Origin of the sequence: Klebsiella sp. LTGPAF-6F (assembly GCF_001753185.1) — a bacterium.
Classification (GTDB): Bacteria; Pseudomonadota; Gammaproteobacteria; order Enterobacterales; family Enterobacteriaceae; genus Klebsiella; species Klebsiella michiganensis.
The window spans coordinates 58388-84044 of the sequence record NZ_CP017451.1 but is presented as its reverse complement, the minus strand read 5'-3'; the positions used below and the strand labels follow the sequence as shown (position 1 = coordinate 84044).

Here is a 25657-nt window from a genome sequence, read left to right as displayed (position 1 = left end):
CGGGTGACTATGACATGCCTGAGGGATGATAATCAGTCGGATATCTGCCTCTAATCTATTCCTGATATTCCCTGCCGGACCATCAGCGTATGCAGGTGAGGCAGGGAGGTCTTCCCTCTGGTTTAGCAAGTTACTCATAAACGCTCGCCGACTTGTGAACTGGACACCAAAAGTTGGACCCTCACCAGGGCAACCAGCGAAGGTGCAGTAAAAGTTACTTTTATCTATAGGATTGCCAGGATTGCTGATGAGAGTTGTTAGCGAGCTTACCTGTTACCTCGGGAGGATTCTGCTTTACACGATCAAGACCGGTCCATGCATTGAGCTGCATCATTTTGCCGTTACGCTGCAGACGCCGGTTATAACGTTCCATAAATTTGAAAATATAGTTGGCTCTTACGCGAGGCGTTTTACTGTTGTAGTCAGCAATACCTTCAAACACGTTCCCTTTACGGTCAATAATTTTCCGGTGCAGCCACCATGTCCCAACCCAAAAAGAAGCACAGGCGTCATAAGCGAGCTCACGCCAGGTAATTGCGGGGAAGTGGGATTTCACCTCAGCCAGATTTGATGAGTTAATCTGCATTGGGCCAATATCCCATGTGCCATTGGTGTTAAGGACGAAAGAGCCAATCTTTCCACCTTCGTTATCAAAAAGAGTAAAGACAAGGTCACGGTCAATCCCGAAGAAACGCGCGGCGTCAGTTAAACATTCGTTTTTAACCGTTTCGGGTACATTTTGGGGCTTAGGTCGATCCGGTGGGGGATTGAATGCTGCATTTGCATTGACGGTTAAAGTGGCGAACAGCACCGCTCCAAAAAATAATCTAGTCATTAACCCGCTCCTCAAAAGTAACTTTTACAGGTTACACGACAACAAAAAAATTTTTTTCCTATACCGGGGGTAAATGCCTCCTGGTCGGAAAAATATTTTTTTTTGTTTGATACAGTATTTAAGGAGGTAGGACATGATTAAACCCATTGCAGTTGCTCTGATATTGTTAACTCCATCGGCCTATGCTGATGTTGATTTACCTGCAGAATTAAAGGACAAAATTGAAGCCGTTGGTATCAACCCCGTCTCTGCAGAGAAATCTCCGGTAAGTGGTATTTACTCAGTCTTTTCAAAAGAAGGGACGAGTTACGTCACGTCTGACGGTGAATACATCTTCACCGGAAATTTATTCAAAGTGAAAGGGACAGAAGTGGAAAACACCACGGACGAGTTTATCAGTAAAGGGATGCGATCCTATATTGAGAAGCTCGATACTATCACCTACAAAGCACCAGATGAGAAATATGTCATCGGTGTTTTTACTGATATCACCTGTGGCTTTTGCCAGAAACTACATAGCGACCTGCAATCCTATCTGGATAAAGGCATCACTATTAAATTCATCGCATACCCACGTGCCGGGATGAACTCCATGATAGCCCGAAACATGGCATCTGTCTGGTGTGCAGATGACAAACCTGCAGCTTTAACCAGAGCAATGAAAGGGGATGGTTTACCTGAAAAGCAACCGACAAAGGCCTGCATGGACTCCATTCAGAGCCAATTTAATGCAGGGAACATGTTCAAACTCTCAGGCACGCCTAGCGGTTTAAGCCTGAAAGGTGAGCCGATGGTATTTGCGGGGTTACGTGACCCTGACCAGATGCTGAACAGCCTGAAAACGGCCAATCAGAAAAAATAACTCTCCGGGAGCAACAATGAAGAAATTAATTGCAGTGGCAGCGGTAGTGGTTGTTTCATTTGCCGCCCAATCCAGCGTTTGCGGGCCAGTTGCGTGCAAAGTTACTTTCGTCGATGTCGACGGCTCGCAAAAGCCGATCATGCTTCTCGATGACAAAGTTTCAACGCGGAAGAGCTCAATGAACCGTGTATTTGATGATGTGTACTCGCACGGCCGTAAGGTCCAGACTGACCTGAAATCAACCACTCCAGCTGCCGGGCATCCTGATAAATCATCACCCGTGCAAATGAGCAGGGAATTAAGTCCTGTGGTCATCTACAGCGCATAAAACGGAGTCTCTCATGGGATTAATCAGAACAGTGGTATACGTGGGTATCATTGGAGGCATCTTTGCCTATACACAAACAAAAGATAGCCTTGAAAATATTTCGGTTCCGGATGCGGAGTTTCCATCGTCAATCTCCAGGAATAACTTTATACAATCGACATGGGTGAACGAGCATTACACTTCACTGAAGAATGGCCCGATTGCTGACGGTATATCCAGTATTCTGGATGATGCTCAGGATATCAGGGGGTCTGTCAATAATGTTGTCATGACGGCCGGTAATGTCGATATCCAGAAGGCTATTCAGGATGCAGTGGATGAACTAGACAGCAATAGCCGTAAATCCAGTAAGTAAAATGGCTCTCAGAACCATCAGATACGCCTGTTTAAAATAAAATAACTCAGAGATAAATCATGGAAAATAAACAAAGCACTAAAAAACAAACTCTGATTCACATCGCCTTGGTAGTAGGTGGTTTTGTTGCTGGTTCGGTAATTTGGGGGAATGGCAGTAATATTATGAACTCAAATGACTCGGCTAATGAGTCTGTCAAAAAACAGCAAATCGAACTGGCAAATAGATTCAATGCATTAGCTCAAACAGCGAACCAGGTAAATAAGCCAGCCGGTTTAGTCCTGACTGAGCAGGACAAGGAACTTATTGGAAAAACTGCGGCACAGTATTTGATCGAACATCCAGAGAACCTGGTGGAAGCTGGTAAGCGCCTTGAAGCCAACCGAGATGGTGAAAAAACCTCAGACGTTGTGAATACAAAAGACGTATTGCTTGAAACAAAATTCACGCCAAACTACGGCCCAGATAACGCAGATGTAGCTGTTATTGAATTTTTCGATTACATGTGTCATTTCTGTCAGCAGTCCAGTCCCGTGCTTGAAAAGGCGATTGCAGAAAATAAAAATGTTCGGACTTTCTTTAAAGACTTCACCATTTTTGCTGACCGCACACCTATCTCCGGGATGGGGGCAAAAATTGGTCTCTACATCTTTAATAAGTACGGGCAGGAAAAATACTACGAGTTCCATAATAAGCTCATGAGTGAAGCGGGTAGGGCAATGAAGGACAGGAAGGACTATACACCTTCTAATCTGGCGGCCCTGGTCAATGGTTTAGGATATAAAGAAATACTGGATCAGCAAGGTAACTTCTTGCTTACTGTCGAAATGCGCGATCAGCTTCAGAATGTTCTTGATGCAAATATGATGCTGGCGGATAAACTCAATTATAGCGGCACGCCAGTGTTTATTGTTATGAACATGAAGAACCCGCAAAACAAAACCACAACCATTATGCCCGGTGCGCCTGATTTTTATCGCTTGCAACAGGCAATTGATAAGGCAAAAGGGAACTAAACATAGCCCTCCCTTACATAGAAATATAAGCGGAGTGTTTAATTCATTGGCAAAATTCTAGGAGTATGTATGTCGGAGGCTTTCTTGACAGTTTTCGTTGGTGGCGTCGTTTTTGCTGACGTTGTTAGTGTTTAGCGTCATACGAGTACGTAAATGGAAATGCGTCAAAGAAACACTAGCTATAGTATCTTTTGTATACTTACTTAACTTTATAAAAGGTTACCTGAAAATGAACACCAATGTACATCATGTCCAAGAAAATTTTTTTATATCATTGCAGGATTGTATAAATAAAGAAGAGAAAACAAAAAAAACATGCATTGAGTACTGGCGACGTGAAGCTGAGAGGGCGAAGGAAGAAAGCGCAAGACGTAGAGCACTGTCTATAAAGATAATTACCGAAAAAAGCATGATTCTTGAAACGTTATTTCTAAATATACAAAAAACAAATGCGCTCAAAGAACAGTATGAAAGAAACCTGATAGCTAAATGGGGTGGCGTTATTGATGACGATAAGACAAAGGATTATGGTATATTCCTCCCTAGTTTGGAACATTTATCTGCTTATGTATCATGTGCAAAGAACGATGAATATAGCAGGGAAGTGCTTTATAACAGACCCGAATTATCAAGGGGTATCAAGTATGACAATAGTTATTACTGCCCGCAGGGAAAAAAATTCATCTATATGAGGAATGACAAATTTCGTCCAGATCTTGAACTTCTGACAAATCCTCCTTATCCTGATTTTTGTAAGAATTTACTTTACTTTTATGTCAGGTCATTTTCGCTGCATCTCAAAAAAGGAGAGCCTGGGAAACCATTGGAGATAGGTATTCGCAATTCAGTGAGCAAAAACACTTATGAAGACTTGTGTATAGGTCTGGAAATACTTATGCCATACATGTGCAAAACTGAAAGCGGCAAAGTGATTATTAATGATGAAGGATACTTATCATGTGATAGCTATTATAGAAGCATACTGGTTAACCCGAAAACAGGGGGTGCTGAGTTAGTTATATACAGAAAGGGGCGCTTTGACCATCGACAGAAACCGAATACACGAGAACCTCGTAAGTGGTTGAATGAAGATATAATAATTAAAGAATTTCCTAACATACGAATTGTTTTTCTATATATCATATCGTGTCGGTATCAGCAGCACTTCAAAAACAGGGATATATAGTAAATGCCTCGTAAAACGTGACCCAGTGGGCATGGAGATAATGAGGTTAATAATAAATGAATTTTACATTTGAACGATGTAAATTTCACTAAACATTAAATATTTATGGCGGTTTCTATGTTCGAACATAACATTGCTTTTAACGGCATGATGATTGTGATTGTTATCTTATCTTATCTGCTATTTAAAAGTCTTAAGTCAAAGAAAAGGCTTCAGCATAAGTATGATGAGGTGTTTAAGGCTTTTCATATTGCGAATTCAGAGTACACCGGCGGCCTAAAAGAAGTTTACAAAAACTTATCTTTAAGCAATGCTCAGTTGCAGTTCCTTGCTGTTTACTTAAATCAAGACACTGTCCAGTTTGATGGCAGAAATATTGTGTGCGAAAAAGAGGATGATGTTCAGTATATTCTTTCACTTATATCAGACAGCCATTTTTGGTTGGACAAATCCATGAAAGGAATAAATGAAGTGGTAAATAATACGGACGTAATAAAAGATATTAAATTATCTCTATCACCGTTCGCTTCGTTGGGTGAGCTGAATGTTATAGATGATGAGTTTAAACTGAAAAATAAAGAGTTTGATGGGTTTGCTAAACTTAAAGTTAAGTATGATGTAAAAAGGGGGTGAAAATGGCAGGGGCATTGTTTTCACTTTCTGCTGGTGGGGTGATGTTTGCAACAGCTGTTGTTATTATCATCTTTAGTGCTATGCTATATGACAGTATAGTTAAAAGACGTTCTAAAAATATTAACCCACCAGAGTTTACAGGATCACCTCAACTAGCATCTTGCAATTGTTCAGGTGGTACTGTCCTGCTTTATCTTGATTTTGATGGAGTCCTCCATCGAAGGATGAATGAGACATTTGAAAGAATGCCTCTACTGGAAAAAATTTTAAAACAATGTCCAGAATTACATATAGTCGTGTCCAGCAGTTGGAGGGAAACAATGACTTTAGAAGGGCTTAAATACCTTTTTCCGGTAGCATTCAGACACAGAATAATAGGTGTTACACCTTCACTTCAGGAAGTAAAGGATACCGAATATGTTCGGTACAGAGAGTGCCTTTTACATGCCAGACATATGGGGGTCAACAAGTTTATTATCATTGATGATGAATCACACCGTTTTCCACCTGGGTGCGAAAATCTGGTGTCAACGAATTACAGTGAGGGGATGACTGACCAAACAGTAGCATCTGTCATTATGAAATATTGTCAGTACTTAACATGAAGGAATGAATTAAAATGTTAAATATAAGTTTTTTTTGTGGGCGATGAACAGAGAATTAAAGCCGGTTATTCAGGCAGGGCAGGAACAACCACCATGGATAATCGGCTCCCGGACATGTCCGGGCAAAGAAATCGTAGAACTAGCGCATGACAGTAAGGCGGGGTAATCGAGGCAATATCTCAACAGTACAAATGAAATAATGCGTTGCTGGGTGGGCACCGGCAGTCAGAGCCAGCGTTCTGCAGCTGCATCAAAGGCTAAGTGTACCTGCCATTACTCCAGCTCATGAATCAGCATGCCAGCATGTTTAATGTTTAGAGTCGTCATGTTTGCATTAAGGTCTTTCATCATTCTGGTTCCGCCGCATCGCACATATTCTCTTAATCTTCCATTGTAGGCAGCGCTGGAAGCGATTTTAAGCTGCTTTATCGGACAGGGAAGATAAGCCACTCCTTTAACGAGATCGTCCTCAACAGCGTTCAGGTAAACGGGAGAGGCCGCAATGATAAAGATATCATGCCGGTACATACTAAACAGTTCCGCAAGGGAAGGGACTTTTCCAGGCAGTATGGGGTCAGAAGTCAGCATACCCCATATGCTGGCGCTCTTTCTTCCTATCTTTGTAAACGTAGCATCATAAGGGATCGCGGGGTCAGAACTGTGTCGTAGGCCCAGACCTGCAGAAATAACCCATAAACAGATATGAGAATTAGAGTTTGCAATAGACTTAGCTGTACTCCAGTGAGCACTACAGTATATGTTTTCCGTTTCCTTAATATCATCATTACATGTAGTGAATCGGGACTGCACAAGACTTTTCCATTGCTGATAGGCAATCTCAGTATCTGTCGTATGGTAGGGAAACACAGTGTCATGTACAGGTCCTGCTTTCTTTTTCGCGCATGTTGTAATGAGATGAATAGTCGACATTATTCAGAGCCTATAAAGAGTATTTATTATCAATAAGGTAGTGTATTTAAAGATGGGTATACTGGATCATCTTCAGGCACCCAATAACCAGACCCGCACTCCCATTCTTCTCCAATGAATGCGAACATTTGCCTGGCAAGATATCTCCTGAGTTCCTGAGAGATTACGCTCTCAATTTTTAACAGGTAACTCTTGTTCTTACAATGGGCTTTTAAGTGAGAAAGAAGTGTACTGAAGCAGCCTTGATTAGTGATAAATACAGAAACTGATGAAACAACCAGAACAGGTTTACCCAGCAAAGATGCATGTTTGCTACGTGCACGTATATACATGTTTTCGAACAAGGCCAAGCCATCAACATGTCTGGATTTTACTGGTATAATACTTTTATTACTTTCATCCATTAGCCTTTCAAATGTATTGATTATATTTGTAATATCAGCTTCTAATATTTTTTGATTAATTATCATTGTACTCTGCAACCCCGGTGTTTGTAACATTCTTAACATCACTGATTAAACTAATATCTACAGAATGTGCCAGTGTTGTTAGCTCGGTAAAGTTAATTTTTTCGTAATAACCATCACTGATTAAGTTTAATAAATTAAAGTCCAGGGCAGGTGGTGGGCAAATGCTTCCAGAAGTGTAAAGATACTCAAGCCCACGCGCATCAAATATGCCGTGAGGGGCACCCTCTGATAGTTTTCCACCTGAATATAACTCAACCCATATCCTGAGTCGGTAATCCAGAGTGAATTCACCTATCTCAATCCAGAAATGTGGATATAACTCAAAATACGTTTTGGGGTTTTTAACTACCCCGCACATTCGTTGATGAGAAATGCCTGCATGATTTAGAGCACTGCTTATCATTAATGTATGACCATCGCACTCAACGGGTGCATTCTCAATAGCCTGTAAGAGATTGTTTAACTTCACAAGACAATCGGGCATAAGGATATTGGCCATATAAATACCTATTCCGGAATTTCTGAGAGGAATTCATTAAAGAGATTATCATCGTACAGTGGGTATAATTGCTTCATCATACCAAAACCGGACATAGCTGCACTTCGCAAGTCGGGATAAAAAGTAGGCTTAGTGATAAGATCGCATTCATTCTTCAGCACACCTTCGAAGCAGCCGTAATCTTCCCCAAACTCCTGAACTATCATCCAACGGCCATCCTTGCATTCAACTACCATAATAGCAGACTTGGGGTAGTCGCCAGCTGGGGTCAACCAATCAAAATGGTAGTGGGTGATAGTTTGATAACTCTTATGGACATTCATAGCATTAACCCTAATGCAAGACTTACAACGTGAGAGGTTAGTGTCTGATAAAGCACTGTATATATATACAGTGTGCGCCGGGAGACCGGTAAAGATCAAGGGGTGAAAGTCCCCGACCATTGAAGGACCAGCAATCCACAGGGTCCCCGAGTCATGCGTTGTATACCGTGAGGTATGGGGCGAAGCGTTGACAGGGGTGTTGACAGGCCAGCCATTGAGCCACGAAATGTATATTAAATTCCCGGGTGCCGACGTTGTACTGTTTACGGAAGGCAACATCATAGGGTGCGTTACTGCGAGTGCCATATGGACCCGGCGGGGTCTGAGACCCTGGCATGTCAATACGATCTTTACGCGGGAACCGGGAGATCTCCCCTCTGACCATCTGCCAGTGCCGGAGATGGCCCGCACCGGGAAGGCGAGGAGCCGAAGCCGGTGATGTACGGAGAGGAGAAGTCGGACTCGCTCATAGTAGCTGCGAATCTGGCGAACAATCCGCAAGGAGCGGAGTCAGTGGAGCGAAGGAGCGGGGCCAAGGGAAACGCGGAACAGCCACACATGCGCCGGACGCAGAGCCGGGAAAGTATGTCACAGAGGCTGTCACGCGTGCGGGAAGCTGCGAAGCAGCGGAAGAAAGAACGGTTTACCGCATTGTTCCACCTCCTGACAGCAGAGGCACTGGAGAACGCATTCCTCTCCCTGAGCAGGAAAGCGGCTGCCGGAGTTGATGGTGTCAGGTGGAAGGACTACGCCGAAAACCTGAAGGTCAACATAGCAGATCTGCACCGGAGGCTTCATCAGGGTAGTTACAGGGCTCAGCCCGGCAGGCGGCACTACATCCCGAAAGCGGATGGAAAACAGCGCCCGCTCGGCATCGCCTCACTGGAGGACAAAATCGTCCAGTATGCGCTGGTTAAGATCCTGAATGCAGTCTACGAAAATGACTTTATGGGGTTTTCATACGGGTTCAGACCCGGGCGAAGCCAGCACAATGCGCTGGACGCACTGGCCACAGGGCTGGTTCGGACCAATGTAAACTGGGTACTGGATGCCGATATTAGTCAGTTCTTCGACAAGGTAAGCCATGAATGGCTAATCAGGTTCATAGAACACAGAATCGGCGACCAGAGGGTAATCAGGCTCATACGAAAGTGGCTCACAGCCGGGACCTCAGAGGAAGGAGAATGGCGGGCATCGGAGGAAGGCACCCCACAGGGTGCGGTTATCTCGCCGCTGCTGGCAAACATCTACCTCCACTATGTCTTCGATCTGTGGGCGCATCAGTGGCGACGCCGCCATGCCACAGGCAATGTGGTCATGGTCAGATACGCAGATGACATAGTCATCGGGTTCGACAAGCGAATCGACGCTCAATGCTTTCGTATAGCCATGCAGCGCAGACTGAAGGAGTTCGGACTCACGGTACATCCGAAGAAAACCCGACTGATGGAGTTCGGCCGCTTCGCAGCCGAAAACCGCGCCAGCAGGGGAAAAGGTAAACCAGAAACGTTCAACTTCCTCGGGTTCACGCATATCAGTGGGAAAGACCGTAGTGGCAGGTTCATGCTGATACGAAAGACACGCCGGGACAGGATGACGGCGACACTGAAAGCGATCAAGGACGGACTACGAAAGCGCTGGCATTACTCAATCCCCGAACAGGGAAAATGGCTCAGGAGAGTGGTTCAGGGATACCTGAACTACCACTCAGTCCCGGGCAACTATCCCATGATGCGGAAGTTCAGGATATACGTAACAGACCTCTGGCGACGGGCGCTGAGGCGCAGGAGCCAGCAGGATGATACGACATGGACGAAAGCAAACAGACTGGCAGCCGTATGGCTGCCGAAGGTTCGGGTTCTGCATCCATGGCCTGTGGAGCGGTTCACCGCCAGACACCCAAGGCAGGAGCCCGGTGCGTGAATAGCGCACGCCGGGATCTGTGCGGGGGGTACCCGGTAACGGGTATCCCTACCGCGACCTGGATTTAACATAACGTACATTATGCGTACTAAGTTTGTAATGGCTCAATAGTAATGTCCGCCTGGGGGCTGCGGATGTTTTCCTGGACTGTTATGTTGTGATCCCAAGATGCTGCCGGTACTTCACAGGACTCATTGCACCTAATGATAGCTTGATACGTTTCTCGTTATACCAGCGTATGTACCTGTCCAGGAAGCAGATAAATTTTTCCAGCGTGATACCCGCCCAGTCTCTGCCATAGAACATTTCGTTTTTGATACGCCCGAAGAAGCCTTCACACGCAGCATTATCCGACGAGCATCCTTTGCGCGACATGGACCTTATAAGTCCGGAGGTGTTGATACGCTCGAGCCAGCCCGGCCACCGGTAATGGCCACCACGATCGCTGTGTATCACCGGTTTATCATGTTCGTTGAGCGTATCGAGTGCGTCATCGAGCATCGTATTCACCAGCGTCGCGTCCGGGCGTGTTCCTATCGACCAGCTTACAACCTGGCCATCAAAGCAGTCGATAACCGGCGACAGATAGACTTTTCCAGCCGGAAGCTGGAACTCCGTAATATCGGTCAGCCACTTCTCATTTGGCCTGCAGGAACTAAAATCCCGGGCGAGTAAATTTTCCGGTGCCGGACCGATTTCGCCACAGTAAGAGTTATATCGTCGTCGCCTGGTGCGCTTAACAACGAGCTGCTCTTCTGCCATCAGTCTGCGGACAACCTTTTCAGAAATAACCCTGTTGTTACTGCGAAGCATCGCGTGAAGGCGCCGGTAGCCGTAACAGCGGTAATTCTCCTCAAAGATATCGGCCATGATCACGCGTATTTCCGCATACTTATCGTACAGACGTTTGCTGGCTTTGTGGTAAAAATAACAGCTGCGGGCAAGTTGCAGAACGCTTAGCAACTCAGCAACGGGGTACTTTTTCTTAAGGGCATCAACTATCAGGGTTTTCTCCCTGTTTTTCAGTTTCAGAAAGCTGATGCCCAGATCTTTTTTTATCAGTTCATTCGCCTTTGTCAGTATGTCACGTTCGAGCTGCAGCTGATGAACCTGCTTCCTGAGATGCTGGATTTCACCGAGTAAAGCATCCTGATTTTTATCCTGAGGGGCTGCCTTTCGTTTGCGCATGGATTGATAAGCCTCGTCACTGATAAGGTCTTTCTTCCATTTGTACAGGACCGGGACGCTGACGCCTATGCTTTGTGCAACTTTACGCGCGGTTCCACGTCGGTTACAGAGCTCCCGGACGGCCTGAGACCTCTCTTGCGGGCTGAAGCATTTGCTTGTGCCTGAGCGAATGACCAGGGGACGCGCATTTGGGTAAAACTCTTCAATCCAGCGCTTTAGAATTTCGTTACTGGGGTAGCCGATGGCTCGGCGAGTGTACGACAGGCAACCACCGTGAGTAAGATAATGCTCAACAGCAGCAATTTTCTGTGTACGTGAATAGCGTTCTCTTGGTTTTAATTCCCTGGGTAAATCGCCCTTCTCTTCATAAATCCGAACCCAACGGCCCAGCTGTTTTGTGGAAGGATATCCCAGCTCCATGACGACAACGGAGGCTTTCTTTCCGTACCGGTAATAGAGTTCGACGGCCCGAATCCGGTCCTCGTATGAATGCATAAATTAACTCCTGAAGGTCCAGGAATTTGTCCGCACTTCCCTGTGGCTCAATTCAGATGTCCGCGCTATGGTAAGCTTCACTGGTCCGTTTAAACTACCGGGAGGCATATCATGAGCGCAGAAAGCTCAGGAGTGTTTACTTTGAAAGAGATCAACCGGATCAAGATTATACAGGACGTCATTGAACGTCGCATCACAACGCGCCGTGCGGCCGAGCACCTCGGTATCAGCGACAGGCAATGCCGCAGACTTCTTGCCCGTTACCGTGAAGGCGGACCGCTTGGTATGGCCAGCAGACGATGTGGCATGCGTGGTAACCGCCAGTTGCCACCCGGGCTCGCAGATCAGGCTCTGGAACTGATCAAGACGCGTTATGCTGATTTCGGTCCGACTCTGGCGCGTGAAAAGCTCGAAGAACTCCACGGACTGTTTCTTGGCAAAGAAACTGTCCGGCGCATCATGGTGCGGGCTGGCTTATGGGTTCCCCGTAAACAACGTGCCGCAAGGATCCCTCAACCACGGTACCGGCGTCCGTGTACTGGTGAGCTGATACAAATAGATGGCTGTGATCACGACTGGTTTGAAGGCCGTGGCCCGGCCTGCACCGCGCTGGTCTATGTTGATGATGCAACCAGCAAACTGATGGAACTGTTGTTTGTTAAATCGGAGTCCACGTTTTCTTACTTCGAAGCCACGCGGCGCTATATCGATAAGCATGGTAAACCGCTGGCACTGTACAGCGATAAAGCCGGTGTTTTTCGTGTTAACAATAAACACGCCACAGGCGGAGACGGGCATACTCAGTTTGGGCGAGCCATGCATGAACTGAACATCCAGACTATCTGTGCAGAAACCAGTCCCGCCAAAGGGCGTGTAGAACGAGCTCACCTCACTTTACAGGATCGTCTGGTCAAAGAGCTGCGGTTACAGGGCATTTGTTCAATGGAGGCTGCAAATGACTTCGCTGAGGCCTATATGGCTGACTATAACCGCCGTTTTGGCAAAGTACCGCGACATGATTTTGACGTACACCGTGCTGTAGAACATGATGAGGACCTGGGGCTTATTTTCACTGTTCGTGAAAAACGTAAAGTCTCAAAATCGTTGACGATACAATATGATAAAATGTTGTACCTGATTGAAGACAGCGAACTGAGTCGCCGTGCAATAGGTAAATATATCGATGTGTATCACTATCCTGATGGCAGAAAAGAGCTGCGCCTGAACGGTACGCTACTTCCCTACTCTACCTACGACCGACTGTCAGAAATCGACCAGGGCGCGATTGTCGATAACAAGCGTCTTGGCCGAACCCTGGAGTTTATCAGTCTGGTGCAGAGCAAGCGGGATAACACGCGCTCTCAGTCAATTCCCGCTGGAGATGGCCCTTCCCGACGACGGCCAAAGCAGGAAGGGAAGAAATCCCAGCGCTCACTGGATAATGATGACATGCTCGAAGCACTCAAACAGCTTCAGTCACGTTCAGAGGACATTTTTGGTAAAAGAGCCCGCTGATGGTACTCACTGGCCGGACAGTGGTTGCTCACCAGTTGATATTGTCCGGCCAGACCCATGATGTATTATTCATTTCGTTCAGCATCTTTATGTCCTGCTTTTCACGGGCATACTTACCCCATAATGAATGAAAAGAACGAACAATACTGATTAACTGCTTTTTTCTTTGCTCCGGAGATAGGCTGATAAAATAGCAGCACCTGCTGTCAATATTATCCTCAATGAAATTAAAATCAGAGTCTGATGCATATTTTACTGTTAGCATAATATCATTCGACGTTGTTCTCTCAGACTCTGTTAATGCTGATTCTATCAGGTATTCAAAGGCATACATGACAGACAGCTGGTTTTTGTCTGTCTGAATATAACCCATTGAGTTTCTGAGTATTGAGGACTGTACCAGGACCAGAGGCCATAAAAGCTCAACACCATAAAGCTTATATGTATCATGTTGATCATACTGATGTTGCTCAACACGACGATTACCTTCCCGTGCTTTACGAATATCATAGGCAAGGGATAACATAAATCCGTCTTTAACTTTAATCAGTGGGCTTTCATCCACGATGTAATGAATGAGTTCATGTAATTCATTCAGGGCTTCTGAATCTCCCCACAGTATAAAACCTGCATTGTTCGGCGTTAACTCGTATCGAAGCATGGGCTCAATCATCCTGTTGTTTCAGTCGGAGGAAAGTCTATCAGTAAAGAGAATGAGAGATCAAAGTGGTCATTTTAATTGAGCTGGATAACGGACATTTCAATTGAGCCTTGACAAAGTTATTGATTTTACACGTTTTGTGGTTTGGTGTGGCTATGGCCAGATATACCAAATGCCAATATGAACACAACAAACTCAGGCTGACACATACATCATTACAGTGAAAAATGTAATCAATACTAATGTAATGACGTCTAAACACAGAGAAACCTTACTCTTGCTTATGAGAAGGTTAGCTAAATCCGAGTCCTCATCTTCATACTTACCAGCTCTGGATGATGTCTGTCTACGGTTCATTACCGCATAAACCTCATAATGACTGACTATACGGCATATCAACACCAGATAAATTAGAACAATTCCAGCAATGATTAGATGTCTGGATCCGTTAAACAAATCCATAACTGTCTCAATATGATCGTTTAACATAGTAATCTCTCTGCGGCCGGACCAACCACGATAATGCATGAAGATGATAAAAAAAACCACCTTGGTAAGGTGGTTAATAAAATAAAGAAATTTTGTTTTAGATCAGGAAATCTTCGAGAGTTTTTCCTGCATCCAGCTGAGCTTTAATTGGTGCCGGAGTACGTCCCTGACCTGTCCTGGTTTTTTGCTCACCGGCATCGTCTACGTAAGCATATTTCGCAGGACGTGGTTCACGTTTTTTGCGTACTTTAATGTTGACGGCCGCGTCCATAAGTTCGCTCGGATTTATACCATCAGCGATCATCATTTCCCGGTAATGAGAGAGTTTTTCTAAACGCTCACGGTTAGCCGCTTCGGCCGCCTTTTCTTCTTCACTGCGTTCAGCGACGACAATAGTGAACTTTTCTAATACTTCTTCAAGCACTTCTAATGGTAGCTCTCGTGCCTGAGCGCGAAGTGTACGGATGTTATTGAGAACCTGTAATGTCTCGCTCATAGTTACCTCTTTATGCACATTGTTATGCAATTACATAAGAACATTAAATTAATTAAAGAAATTCAGCAAGTGGTTTAGGAAGTTCAATTCTCTCAATCGAGAAAAGTCTTAAAAATGAGTCTATCTCATGCTGAATGTATGTTCCTTGGTCTTGATACTGCCCTGTTGGTAAATTCACCATCTTGAAAAAAATCATCTCGGGAAAATTTTTATCCGGTTATGATTCTATCGTTGTATGAAGTGAATAAGATGTTGTAATTGTAAAGGTCATCAAGCAAACAATCAATGCTATTTGAATACATTTTTTGATTGCAAAAGGATACTGCTTAAGAAATTTCAGACTGCATATAAATGTTAAAGGGGTGATTAAAAAAACCACCCTGCAATTTAAAAGTTAACTCTGTTAAAGAGAAATATCAGAAGGCCATAAAAAATAAAACTCACCTTTTTTATAACGATTGGGTTTACTCTCGCCTCCGATGGAAATACCTAAAGGCGTTAACTCATATTTTCCGTCTTTCTCTATGAGGTATCCTGAATTCATCAATTCCGCATACATTTCAGATAAACCCATTTTATGTTGTTTAGCTAAATTAGTTGAGGTTAGTTTATTTGCGGGTTCTGGGTTTGTATCCCCCTCTTTACTTGTTCTCTCATCTGACTCGGTTGAGATAGGATCTGTTAACATACTATGTTTTTCATCATTTTTTTGAGATGTTCTTGTATGTTCACTCTTCTGCTCATGAGTTTTTTGCAACTCAGATCTACCCGATTGTAATGATATTGGTGATGGAATATTTTCTGTACTGATCCTGATTAACCGCTGGGCCTCTGTGATAGAAGCGTTGAAAGCGTCACGGTCATCATCCTTTACAATTAACACCCCAAGTTCATGATTGTTGATTTGACTAAAATCATATAGATTTAGGCTGCATATCAGGCTTTGATTTTCATTAGCATAAAACTTAGCATGAAGGTTCTGGCAAAAACTCAAACGAACATAAGGTAAACTGACAAGCCATTCATGGTCTTTAGGGTTAAGTTCAGATTTACCGTAGATGATACGAATATCAACCTTCATACGGTTTTTGTCTTCAATGAGCTCCTTAATTCTTGCGCTAAGTTTCAGATAAGGGCTTATCAAAATAATGCGCTCTTCGGCATTAGCGATGGTTTGCTCTACATGATAGTTTAAACCTGTTGTATTAAGAATCTGAACCATAAATCCCCCATTTTTTACAGTGTTGTTTATAAATAATAGCGCACGTTAAAAAGTTACTTTTTAGGAGTAGGAATGCTCGATATTGTGAAAGTGGAAGTGTGATTCCTTACTTAATTATTCGCTTTTCGCCATTGACGTGGTTCTATAGCGTGCGGATCAGACCACAGACCTTTCCCTTCATTTCGAGCGTTTTGTTCAAGAGGCCCATATTCAGGAACAATCAACCTCCCCTGATACCGATATGCCCAGGCCATACCGTTTGCGACCATGATGGCGTTAACATCGTTGTTGTTAAGATAGATTGTGCCAAGCATACGACCATAGACGTCCTGCCCATGGTCCTGAATACTAACAACCTGATTTGCTACTAACTGAATCATTGCTTGCTTTGCTTTCTGTCCGAAGGCTTGCTTACTTTCAGGAGCATCAATCCCATAGAGCCGTATTCTTGTATTTGTTGCACCGTCATAAGCCTGGACTGTATCACCATCAATAACTCGCACTACTTTCGCCGAGAAAGTTTTGGCAATAGAAGTTAATGGGGAATATAAAAGGATAACTGCCAGTGGAAAAATGGCTAATCTAGTTGACCGGATGTTTATCATTGGTTGTCTCTGGATGATAATCATTAAATGTGATTTGAGGGGGAAATCACAACGATTTTGAAAAGTTACTTTCAAAGTATAGGTTACTTTATTAACAACATGCTATTGTGTCAATGTATATGAAAATTATTACCTGAGGTGAATGAAAACGCATCTCGGCTCAGATCAATTAAGGGGGGCTTATGTCTACTGTTAATGATGTGATTGTATCTTATGGGGGTGACAGTAAAAGGTATTCAAGAGACTTCCAGACAAAAGAAGAATTTAAAAAGAGTTGGTACGCCGTTTTGTCCCGGGCGCATGCTTCGGTAGAAGCGAAGGTAAGCTGTGCCTGTAAAGGAAAAGGACAAAAATCACTTGCCGTAAAATATCACTCAGGCGGTGATACTTATTTCCTGGCGCGGTACCCGAATACAGGTAGTCAACATTCACCTGACTGTATTTTCTTTACACTTGATAAAGACAATTCAGGTCTAAAATGCTATACACAAGGTGTCGTCAAAGACCTTAAAGATGGAGGCTACGGAATTAGGTTAGACGTGGCATTAGCCTCATCTGACTCGGAGTCGACCTCGATCGTACCGATAGATAACAGGAATAAATCAGGTGGTGTTTCTCAGAATAGCATGTCATTGCTGGGTCTTCTCCAGTTCCTGTGGGATGACAGCGGTCTGAATCGTTGGTATCCGAAAATGGCCGGGAAACGTAATCCTGGCAAGGTGTTCAACCTTATAACCCACTCTGCGGAAAAAATTAAAGTCGCATCACATCCGCTGTCCATGCATTTACTTGCAGGTGCATATCCTTCGACACCTCAAGAGACAAAAAACATAAAAATGACATCAGAGGCGCTGATGAATAAAGAGCGTCTGATTTGCCTCAATGTACTATCTAAATATAACCCTGAAAGACACTCGAATGCATCAAAACGACTTCCGATAAAGTTTTTTTCAGGTGTTCCAGTTGTGCTGATGAATACTGAGAATTGGGCATCACTGGAGAAGAGATTCAGCTCTGAAATAGCAAACTGGCGTTCAGGAGGTAACGTAATCTGTATGGCTATAGGTGATCTGGGTAAATTTAAGGGGAAAGATACATACTATCTTAAACCACTTCAGATAGCATTGATGAATGTTGATGAAAACTGGATCCCGGCAGACTCGAGTTATGAGCTGACCATGCTAAATTATCTTCATAAGCATGAGCGGTCATTTATCAAACCCCTGAGATACGATGCTTCTAATAATGATGTTTTCCCAGATTTTTGTCTGACGGATATTGGGGGGCATGAACTATTTCCTATTGAGGTATTTGGTATGGATACTGCTTCATATTTGGCGCGTAAGGCGATCAAAGAAAGTTACTATAATGAACGATATGGAAAGGATGGTTGGGCATCATGGGTTGCCCCGGCTGGCCCCCTACCCCATTTGCCCGATAAGGGCTGCAGTTAACGCCAAAATGCTTCAGTAAGGGCTTCGGCCCTATTATAACTATCAGCACTTTTCTGGCATAAAAGGCTTCAGCCCTGTTGTACTTCATCCTGCGATTTCAATTTTGATCAATTAACCGGCCAGAAATCATACGAAATTTTCTTTTCGTCGCCGTGCGCTACGTGAAATCTGACGTACTCACCCCTCCGTTTTTCTTCAGATTTCGCGTAGCGCAACCTGAACAAAAACCACTAGAAAAGTAACTTTTGGACTGATTTAGAAGCTGGTTACCCCCACCTCGGGTGATAACATTAATCTAACACATGGAATAAAGGGTATTATTCTAACTGTAAATAGGATGTTGCATACCTCTTGAAGCGATGGAAAAATGAGCATATTTCTCATTATTCCCGAATCCATACATTTTTATTGTTTTTATAGCAAAATAATGAAACTTCGTTTTATTTATTATGTATCAATTTTATAATTAATTGATGTTATTTTATCGCTATTGATATTTATCATAGTAACTATAACCAATGGAATTAAATCATATTCATCTAAATGTGACAGTGTCACGTTTCATGCATCTGGCGAGACCCATTTATCGTTAAAAGAAGTTCACTCCCATAATGAAACCTGAGCTTCTTATTTGCAGATCGTATGTGGATGTCTTTAGGTGCAGGAAGGAAAGTGATGCAAGCATGATAGGATGACAAACCGGCAAAGGGGCTGCTACTGCTCCATATTCAACAAACCACCCCTGGTAAGTTGAATCCTTTGCCGGTTTTACTGACAATACCAGATAAGTTAACTTTTTCCATCCGATTTTGTCTTCAACATTTTGAATTCAAGATTTTTTCAAAATGGGATGCTTTCACAGGGCAACAACGGTTTTCAAGTATCTCGGATCATCATTCTTCATAAAAAATAGCTAAATAGCGATTTCACGTATTTCGCCATGAAAAAGACAAGCTATACTGAAGAACAGATTGCGTTTGCGCTGAAAAAGGCCGAAACCGGCACTCGCGTCGGGGTAGTCTGCCGAAATATGGGCATTTCTGAGCCCACTTTTACATCTATGGACTACCTCCGTTTTGCAAGTAATTAATCTGGTTTGGGGTGTTGCTTACATCTATCCGGCATCAGGAAAATAAGTAATTTTATATCTTACCGACAGTCGCCCTGTATTCTGATACCGTCAAAATGGATCATCCTGACTGACCTCAACGCACAACGCCCGGATCCATTGATGCGCCGGATCGCGATTCCAGGCCATGCTATCGTAAAGCATGGTACTTCCAGTGGCATATCCACAATCACCAGATAATCATCTTTGCAGGCCAGACGACGCGGAACCACGGCAATCATGGAAGGGTGTATGAGCCGTCGCGGTAACTGTCACGATAACGCGGTTGCAGAAAGCTTTTTCAGTTACTGAACCGAGAGCGCATAAAGAAAAGATCTACGGAAGGCGGGAGAAGCCCGCAGCGAAATTTTTGATTACATCGAAATTTTTTATAACAGTAAGCGTCGACATGGGTCGAGCAATCAGATGTCACCGACAGGATATGAAAACCAGTATTATCAATGGCTCGGAAGTGTTTAGATTATCCGTGACGATTCAAATGTAAGCCACGTGAGAACCTCAAAAGCACCATCGTACACTAAATCAGTAAGTTGGGAGCATTACACAAAACTCAAATAGCACTATATACAATCACTTTATTACGCCCCTCTCCCTTTGCTTGATAAAGAGCATCATCAGCATTTTTCAGCAAAAAGTCGATCCCACTAAGGGGATCAGTTTGCGTTGCTACACCAGCAGATATGGTGACACGCAAGTCATTAGTAAAAACAGAACTTTCAATAACACTTCTGATACGCTCCGCAATACGCTCTGCTGTTACCACTGAAGTATTCGGCAGAAAAATAACAAATTCTTCACCACCAAACCGGCAAACAATATCTTCACTACGGCAGCAAGAATTAATAGCATGAGCCAAAGAAATAAGCACCTCATCTCCGACCCCATGCCCGAAGAAATCATTTATTTTTTTAAAAAAGTCAACATCAATAGCAATAACTGAAGCCCCTGAGCCTTGCGTGTAATCCTTTGTTTTATTCGAAAACCCCAATCTATTATTTACACCGGTTAGGGGATCTTTTACTGCCACTTCATTTAGAGTGTTAACCCTTTTCATCATTACCTTTACATTCGTTAAAAGTGCCTTTTTAAGGCGGTCAGCTTCGGCATACCAAGCATTGATACCTTTAATATAAGTCAGCGAGGACTCTATATCTTTAGCATTGGTAGATATAGCAAGATTTTCTAAAGGAATTGAGATTTGGGATGCAATGAAATATGAAACAATTGAAAACACAACTATTATTACAACTAGCAGCACAAGCACATTTTTAGCATAATTAATAAGAATAGTGGTCACGTTGTCAGCATGACTATAAACAAACACATTCCAGTCAGTATTTTTCATATGAGCATAACCAAGAAGATACTTATGCCCCGAAGAAAAAAAGGTACCATCGCCTCTTTCAGACGAAGCTAACTTTGATTTCAAATCATCAGGCATAACCATCGGTCGACCAACAACACTGTTATCTTTATTAAAGATCACATTACCATCATCACTAACGATGGTAATTTCAGTGTCGTCATTAAAAAAATGCCTACTCAAAACATCGCTAAATAAACTCTGTTTTTTTAGATATATAGACCCGCCGATATACCCTATGTAATTACCACTCTTATCATAAATAGGATGTGACAACAAAACAATCAAATTCCCAGCAACTGATTTGTAAGGTTGCGATATAAATGCCTTTTTGCCCTCAATAGCCAATTTACTGACACTTGAGTTCAAGTGAACACCAACTAAATCAAGTGATTCTGGAGAAGTTGCCAGAACAACAGCGCCATTACTAACAACAATAACTGAATTAAACATGCCGGACTGCAATCTTAGCCTATCAGCCTCATTTTTAAGATATTCAACATCAGTCGTTGATTCAATTTTCTTAGCGCCATATGCTAGTTCGCCCTGAGCCATTTCAATATAACTGCTCATTACATCCGACATTTTCATAGCGTACGATGAATTAGCATCAAGCAAATCTTTTTCTATATTTTCGTGTTGATAAAACATAATGACAACTATCATAAAAATAGAAGTCAAAAAAATACCACCAACGGACAAGGTTATGACTATCGGACGAAGGTGAGGCTTTTTAATTCTCATAAAAATACACTCCATATAATTAAAAAATGCCGCATTTACCATAGCAGCCCTTAGCTACACCGCTCCGGACGTGTTCAGCACGACTGCATAGCATGCAGTCGTGTGAATGGCACTGGTTTTCGACGCAACTTAGCTGAAAGCCCTGTTTTAACCGGTTTGTCACAGCGTCGGTCCATTGTACGTCTGCTACCACTGCGATCGTTTCAGCTTTAGCGCTTTATGATGCTGCGCTGCTCGCTCAAACTCTGCATCTGCGTTCTGAAGGCCGTGACGCGCTCGCTCAGCGCCGCGTCCTACCGTTGCATAAGACCAGACATCGTACGCTATTCCGCGAAGGCGTACTCCTACTCGTCCTGATCTTGACCCGCCGTTTCTGGACAGCTTTTGTATCTTAAATTAACGATGTGCACTGCTACAGTTGTTCCCTTTGAGAGTGATATCCTAGCGCGCTGTGCGGGTGGTTTTCATTGTTATGCTTGAATGCTGCTGCAAGGTTTCACAGTGCTGTTCTCAATCCTGTTTTGGCATGAACGCTATATAGTCTTCTTTCATCGTTTTCACGAACCTCCGCGTTTCATACGTGGTATACGCTGAACCGTTGTCCGTCAGCCACTGCACTGGTGTGTCCGGCAACATGTCGCCGATGCGCTTTCAGAATCACATCCCGCACCGTCGAACTGTCATAACCTCCCGTGATTGCTGCCCAGTCTATGCCCCCACGGTCGCAGAAGTCCAGCGCGAACGTGACCCGCAGTTTTTCACTCTTCTCGCAGACGAATTCAAAGCCATCTGAACACCTGAGCATCTCGCTTTCTGCTAACGAGATTTTGGCCTTATGTCTACGCTTCGGTCGCTCTTGCTTGTCATGCATATACTCGCTCATTATCCTGTAAAACCTTTTGGCGTTTACTGCTGGTTGTCACTCTGTCTTACTTTGCTTGCGCCGGATGCCCCACTCGCGTCGATAACCATAACTCGGTTTATCACTGATAATATTGAGGAAAGCCGACAGTATTCCGCGTCTGCGTCGTCATTACGCCGGTTACTGCGCCTGTCCTACCAGTCGGCAGAACGTTTCGCTGCGCACACGACATGCCCATGGCGCGGCTGACACGGGCTATTCCCCGTCCTTTGGCAACAAGAACGCGTACGCTATCCATTTTCGCGACTGACCGTACTCCACGGCTTCTTTCAGGATCTCGACTTCCATCGTCTCTTGCCCAGAAGGTACTGAAACTCCCGGACACTGCTTCAGTGTAGATATGATCTAAGAAGCAGGAACGACATCTTCTCCGGGAGCAATGGCGGTAAGGCAGCCTTCCTGATTTTGCTTCTTCAACTTAAACAGCAGGCTGGGCTGAATACCGTGCAGGCGGGCGGCATGGGAGACATTCATGCCTGGCTACATCGTCTGCAGGATAATAGCGATTTCCTTATGAGGCGTTTTACATTTACGGACTTCTTGCCCTAACAGGATCCCGGTCATCTCAAAATTGGCGTTAGAGTTATACATATATTCAAGCCTATCTCTTATCTGGAGATACAGCCACTGTCTGGTGTTTAAAGGGGCTAACCCAGCATGATTTTGCGCCGAGGTAGCCCCATTGTTCGTCCATTTCCTCGCAGACAATGACGTCACTGCCCGGTTCTATGTGCGAGGTTACCTACTGCGGCCTGAGTTTTTTAAGTGCCGTAAAATCGTTTTGAAGCCAACGCTCATAATGCGTGCACTGGCGCGACATCCGTCGCCATTCCTGACTATATCAATAATTTTCTGGAGTGTACCGGGATGAGAGGCGGTGTAAGTGAACTTCAGTCGCCATGTTTTACAGCAGTTAGAGCAGAGATAGCGCTGATGTCCGGCAGTGTTTCTGCCGGGCCAATAACCTGGCACCGAGCATGAGCCGGCGTGGCAACTGCTGGGATAATGCGGTGGCCGAATCGTTCTACAGTTCACTGAAAAAAGAACGTATCAGGAAGAGAATATACAAAACCCGGGACATGGCCCGGGCGGATATTTTCGATTACATTGAAGTGTTCTACAACCGTAACCGACGCCACAGCCACCTCGGTAGCGTCAGTCCGGAGGCCTTTGAACAGGCCTCGTCGTGAGGACAGGATTTTGTCTACAGGCGTGGGGTAAGTCCATTGGCTGATTATAACTGTCAAGCTGTATGGGTCAGTTCCTTCATGGGAGAATCCTGCTTCAGCATTAAGGCTAAGCGATCGTTGTGTCAGCACTTCCCTTCCTTATCGCTTTCGTCTATTTTGGTGTTTTCGTGTGATTGTGTCTTCGGCTTTTCAATATACGTGTTCACATTCCGGGCTTGCCGTACTCCTCTCGTCCCCACTGCAACGCAGTATTAATCAACCTCTCCAGCAGTTGTTGCGCCTGCAGCCCTTTCTCCGGAAGATAAGCAAAGCTCTCCTCATCCATATAGCAGCACTGGGCCATTTCTAGCTGAACTGCATGAATATGGTTGACGGGATCGCCATAGTGACGGGTGATATATCCGCCTTTAAAGCGGCCATTGAGTATCCGGCTATACTGCGGGAACGCACTGCAGCTTGCCAGCAGCGCCTGGCTGAGCTGCGTCGAACAGCTGGCGCCGTCCGCCGTACCAAAGTTCAGATCCGGCAGGCGCCCTTCAAACAAGCGCGGCACCACGGATTTGATCGAGTGCGCATCCCACAACAGCGCATAGCCAAATTTCTCACGCAGGCGTGCCAGTTCAGCGGCAAGCGCCTGGTGATAAGGCTGCCAGACCTGTTTTAGGATCGCGTCCTTCGCCGCCGCGTCAGGCGCACCGCCCGGCACGAACAGGGCTTCGCCGTCAAAAAAGATATCGGTAAACAGCCCGGTTGTCGCCGTGCTGTAAAGCGGTTTATCATCCGCCGGGCGATTGATATCCACCACATAGCGGGAATAGCGGGCGCATAACGTGCTGGCCCCCATGTCCGCGATGGTCTTATAGAGCAAGGGAACATGCCAGTCGGTATCTTCCAGACGCTTCGCCCTCGGCGTGAGTCCCTGGTCGACTTCGGGGGTTAATAACGTTCCCGGATGGGGCATACTGACCAGCAGGGGCAGGTTCCCCTGCCGCAAATCAAACGCCTTAATCACAATAAACCTCCTTACCTTGATAAATCACCTGTTTCGAAAGGGAGCCTCCCAGCCAGTAGCTTAGCTCCGCCGGATGAGCGATATCCCACGCCACGAAGCTGGCCTCTTTTCCGGCTTCCAGAGAACCGCAAACTGTATCCAGCCCCAGCGCCTTCGCGCCGTTAAGCGTCACGCCAGCCAACGCCTCTTCCGGCGTCATGCGGAATAGCGTACAGGCCATATTCATCATCAGACGCAGGGACAACACCGGCGAGGTGCCGGGATTTAAATCGCTGGCGAGGGCAATCGGCACCCGGTACTGACGCAGCAGATCCAGCGGCGGTAGCTGTTTCTCACGCAGGAAGTAATAGGCGCCCGGCAGCAGCACCGCCACCGTCCCATGGCGTGCCATTACGGCGACATCTTCTTCGCACAAATATTCCAGATGATCCGCCGACAGCGCATGGTAGCGAGCGGCCAACGCCGCCCCATGCTGTAGCGTTAGCTGTTCAGCATGGAGCTTCACTGGCAGCCCCAGTTCCCGGGCCTTCTGAAAGACCCGCTCCACTTGCGAGGGCGAAAATGCCAGGTGTTCGCAGAACGCATCCACCGCATCCACCAGCCCTTCCTGATGCAGTTCCGGCAGCAGTCGTTCGCAAATATAGTCAATCCAGGCATCCGCCCGCTCCTGATACTCGACGGGCACCGCATGGGCCGCCAGGCAGGTACTGCGCACGGTCAGCGGCACTATGTCGCCTAAACGGCGGATCACCCGCAGCATTTTACGTTCGTTAGCCAGATCCAGGCCGTAACCGGATTTGATCTCCAGCGCCGTTACGCCGTCCCGGCACAGCTCCCGGATACGCTGCCGCGCGCTCTCCAGCAACTGGCTTTCGCTGGCCTGTCGAGTGGCGTTGACTGTACTGGCGATCCCACCGCCGCCGGCCGCGATCTCCGCATAGCTCGCCCCGTTGAGACGCATTTCAAATTCCCGGGCCCGGTCGCCGCCAAACACTGCGTGGCTATGACAATCCACCAGTCCCGGCGTGACCACCCTGCCCTGCAAATCCACCTGCTGCGCAACGGGCAAGTCCGGCATTTCTGCCCGGTTCCCGACCCATAACAGCACTGCGCCGTCGGTCAGCATCGCGCCATCGTTAAGCAACTGATAATGCCCTGCGGCCATGGTGGCGATCCGGCAGTGGTGCCAAAGGGTATACATGACGCT

23 protein-coding genes and 6 pseudogenes are annotated in these 25657 nt (G+C 45.3%); 13 read left to right on the top strand and 16 right to left on the bottom strand.

What is annotated here, in order from left to right; genetic code table 11:
- Positions 1–220 precede the first annotated feature (220 nt).
- On the bottom strand, positions 221–835 hold the full coding sequence (locus tag BJF97_RS29310; protein WP_004026303.1) for a lytic transglycosylase domain-containing protein: 615 nt from the start codon (positions 833–835) through the stop codon (positions 221–223).
- A 133-nt stretch (positions 836–968) separates the two neighbouring features.
- Here BJF97_RS29310 and BJF97_RS29305 point away from each other — a divergent pair, with 133 nt between their 5' ends.
- The 7 genes from BJF97_RS29305 (at position 969) to BJF97_RS33330 (ending at position 5820) form a co-directional block, all read left to right on the top strand.
- Entirely contained in the window at positions 969–1697 is a 729-nt protein-coding gene (locus BJF97_RS29305) for a thioredoxin fold domain-containing protein (RefSeq protein ID WP_004181926.1), read from the top strand.
- Positions 1698–1713: 16 nt separating this feature from the next.
- Positions 1714–2025, top strand: coding sequence for a hypothetical protein (locus BJF97_RS29300; RefSeq protein ID WP_004181928.1), 312 nt, complete (start codon positions 1714–1716; stop codon positions 2023–2025).
- A gap of 13 nt (positions 2026–2038) precedes the next feature.
- The gene (locus tag BJF97_RS29295) at positions 2039–2380 is read left to right on the top strand and encodes a hypothetical protein (protein WP_004181929.1); all 342 of its coding nucleotides are present in this window, start codon (positions 2039–2041) and stop codon (positions 2378–2380) included.
- Positions 2381–2439: 59 nt separating this feature from the next.
- A complete protein-coding gene (locus BJF97_RS29290; RefSeq protein ID WP_004196319.1) occupies positions 2440–3396 on the top strand; it encodes a DsbA family protein in 957 nt (318 codons plus the stop codon).
- Between the two features lie 229 nt (positions 3397–3625).
- Positions 3626–4582, top strand: a complete 957-nt coding sequence (locus tag BJF97_RS29285; protein ID WP_070083038.1) for a hypothetical protein — start codon at positions 3626–3628, stop codon at positions 4580–4582.
- Positions 4583–4699: 117 nt separating this feature from the next.
- The gene (locus BJF97_RS29280; protein WP_004196349.1) at positions 4700–5215 is read left to right on the top strand and encodes a hypothetical protein; all 516 of its coding nucleotides are present in this window, start codon (positions 4700–4702) and stop codon (positions 5213–5215) included.
- A 2-nt stretch (positions 5216–5217) separates the two neighbouring features.
- A complete protein-coding gene (locus BJF97_RS33330) occupies positions 5218–5820 on the top strand; it encodes an HAD domain-containing protein (RefSeq protein WP_004181934.1) in 603 nt (200 codons plus the stop codon).
- A gap of 273 nt (positions 5821–6093) precedes the next feature.
- Here the strand turns inward: BJF97_RS33330 and BJF97_RS29275 are convergent, their stop codons facing one another.
- The 4 genes from BJF97_RS29275 to BJF97_RS29265 are packed head-to-tail and all read right to left on the bottom strand — an operon-like array spanning position 6094 to position 8042.
- The gene (locus BJF97_RS29275; RefSeq protein ID WP_004181937.1) at positions 6094–6750 is read right to left on the bottom strand and encodes a hypothetical protein; all 657 of its coding nucleotides are present in this window, start codon (positions 6748–6750) and stop codon (positions 6094–6096) included.
- 29 nt (positions 6751–6779) lie between these two features.
- Entirely contained in the window at positions 6780–7220 is a 441-nt protein-coding gene (locus tag BJF97_RS33325) for a hypothetical protein (RefSeq protein WP_074404002.1), read from the bottom strand.
- A complete protein-coding gene (locus BJF97_RS29270; RefSeq protein ID WP_004181938.1) occupies positions 7210–7719 on the bottom strand; it encodes a hypothetical protein in 510 nt (169 codons plus the stop codon). Before BJF97_RS29270 ends, BJF97_RS33325 begins: the two co-directional genes overlap by 11 nt.
- A gap of 8 nt (positions 7720–7727) precedes the next feature.
- On the bottom strand, positions 7728–8042 hold the full coding sequence (locus BJF97_RS29265; protein WP_004196316.1) for a hypothetical protein: 315 nt from the start codon (positions 8040–8042) through the stop codon (positions 7728–7730).
- Between the two features lie 435 nt (positions 8043–8477).
- Here BJF97_RS29265 and ltrA point away from each other — a divergent pair, with 435 nt between their 5' ends.
- Positions 8478–9965 (top strand): group II intron reverse transcriptase/maturase, encoded by a 1488-nt coding sequence (gene ltrA / locus BJF97_RS29260; RefSeq protein WP_023332914.1) that lies wholly within the window; start codon positions 8478–8480, stop codon positions 9963–9965.
- A 150-nt stretch (positions 9966–10115) separates the two neighbouring features.
- Here ltrA and BJF97_RS29255 read toward each other — a convergent pair whose 3' ends face one another.
- Positions 10116–11648, bottom strand: coding sequence for an IS3-like element ISKpn38 family transposase (locus tag BJF97_RS29255; RefSeq protein WP_009310015.1), 1533 nt, complete (start codon positions 11646–11648; stop codon positions 10116–10118).
- A 111-nt stretch (positions 11649–11759) separates the two neighbouring features.
- Between BJF97_RS29255 and BJF97_RS29250 the strand changes: the two genes are divergently transcribed.
- On the top strand, positions 11760–13163 hold the full coding sequence (locus BJF97_RS29250) for an ISNCY-like element ISKpn21 family transposase (protein ID WP_001567368.1): 1404 nt from the start codon (positions 11760–11762) through the stop codon (positions 13161–13163).
- 28 nt (positions 13164–13191) lie between these two features.
- Here BJF97_RS29250 and BJF97_RS29245 read toward each other — a convergent pair whose 3' ends face one another.
- The 4 genes from BJF97_RS29245 to BJF97_RS29225 all read right to left on the bottom strand — a co-directional run bounded on the left by BJF97_RS29245 (position 13192) and on the right by BJF97_RS29225 (position 16636).
- A complete protein-coding gene (locus BJF97_RS29245) occupies positions 13192–13824 on the bottom strand; it encodes a DUF6904 family protein (RefSeq protein WP_001567369.1) in 633 nt (210 codons plus the stop codon).
- Positions 13825–14410: 586 nt separating this feature from the next.
- Positions 14411–14809 carry an H-NS family histone-like protein gene (locus BJF97_RS29235; RefSeq protein WP_070083037.1) on the bottom strand — a complete coding sequence of 133 codons (399 nt, stop codon included), beginning with the start codon at positions 14807–14809 and terminating at the stop codon, positions 14411–14413.
- 403 nt (positions 14810–15212) lie between these two features.
- Positions 15213–16031, bottom strand: coding sequence for a phospholipase D family protein (locus BJF97_RS29230; protein WP_004181718.1), 819 nt, complete (start codon positions 16029–16031; stop codon positions 15213–15215).
- Between the two features lie 110 nt (positions 16032–16141).
- Entirely contained in the window at positions 16142–16636 is a 495-nt protein-coding gene (locus tag BJF97_RS29225; RefSeq protein WP_032455404.1) for a thermonuclease family protein, read from the bottom strand.
- Positions 16637–16818: 182 nt separating this feature from the next.
- Between BJF97_RS29225 and BJF97_RS29220 the strand changes: the two genes are divergently transcribed.
- The 3 genes and pseudogenes from BJF97_RS29220 to BJF97_RS35260 all read left to right on the top strand — a co-directional run.
- Complete coding sequence (locus BJF97_RS29220; protein WP_004181719.1) at positions 16819–18090, top strand: DUF1173 family protein; 1272 nt, start codon at positions 16819–16821, stop codon at positions 18088–18090.
- 940 nt (positions 18091–19030) lie between these two features.
- A pseudogene (locus BJF97_RS33315) lies at positions 19031–19144 on the top strand (transposase); the annotation flags it as partial.
- 306 nt (positions 19145–19450) lie between these two features.
- A pseudogene (locus BJF97_RS35260) lies at positions 19451–19678 on the top strand (IS3 family transposase); the annotation flags it as partial.
- A 91-nt stretch (positions 19679–19769) separates the two neighbouring features.
- On the opposite strand, the gene BJF97_RS29215 reads toward BJF97_RS35260, so the two are convergent.
- The 4 genes and pseudogenes from BJF97_RS29215 to BJF97_RS33295 all read right to left on the bottom strand — a co-directional run.
- Complete coding sequence (locus BJF97_RS29215; RefSeq protein ID WP_038992358.1) at positions 19770–21326, bottom strand: sensor domain-containing diguanylate cyclase; 1557 nt, start codon at positions 21324–21326, stop codon at positions 19770–19772.
- Between the two features lie 186 nt (positions 21327–21512).
- Positions 21513–21686, bottom strand: a pseudogene (locus tag BJF97_RS35255) (plasmid mobilization relaxase MbeA); the annotation flags it as partial.
- Positions 21687–21738: 52 nt separating this feature from the next.
- Positions 21739–22812 (bottom strand): annotated as a pseudogene (locus tag BJF97_RS33300) (integrase core domain-containing protein).
- A 94-nt stretch (positions 22813–22906) separates the two neighbouring features.
- Positions 22907–23220 (bottom strand): annotated as a pseudogene (locus tag BJF97_RS33295) (IS1-like element transposase); the annotation flags it as partial.
- On the opposite strand from BJF97_RS33295, the pseudogene BJF97_RS29200 reads away from it, so the two are divergent.
- Positions 23187–23438: pseudogene (locus BJF97_RS29200) on the top strand (IS3 family transposase); the annotation flags it as partial. The pseudogenes BJF97_RS33295 and BJF97_RS29200 sit on opposite strands and share 34 nt — an antisense overlap.
- Positions 23439–23640: 202 nt before the next feature.
- On the opposite strand, the gene hutG reads toward BJF97_RS29200, so the two are convergent.
- Positions 23641–24450, bottom strand: coding sequence for an N-formylglutamate deformylase (gene hutG / locus BJF97_RS29195; RefSeq protein WP_004118865.1), 810 nt, complete (start codon positions 24448–24450; stop codon positions 23641–23643).
- A complete protein-coding gene (hutI, locus tag BJF97_RS29190; RefSeq protein WP_004118868.1) occupies positions 24443–25651 on the bottom strand; it encodes an imidazolonepropionase in 1209 nt (402 codons plus the stop codon). The genes hutG and hutI overlap by 8 nt, the downstream gene beginning before the upstream one ends.
- Between the last annotated feature and the right edge of the window lie 6 nt (positions 25652–25657).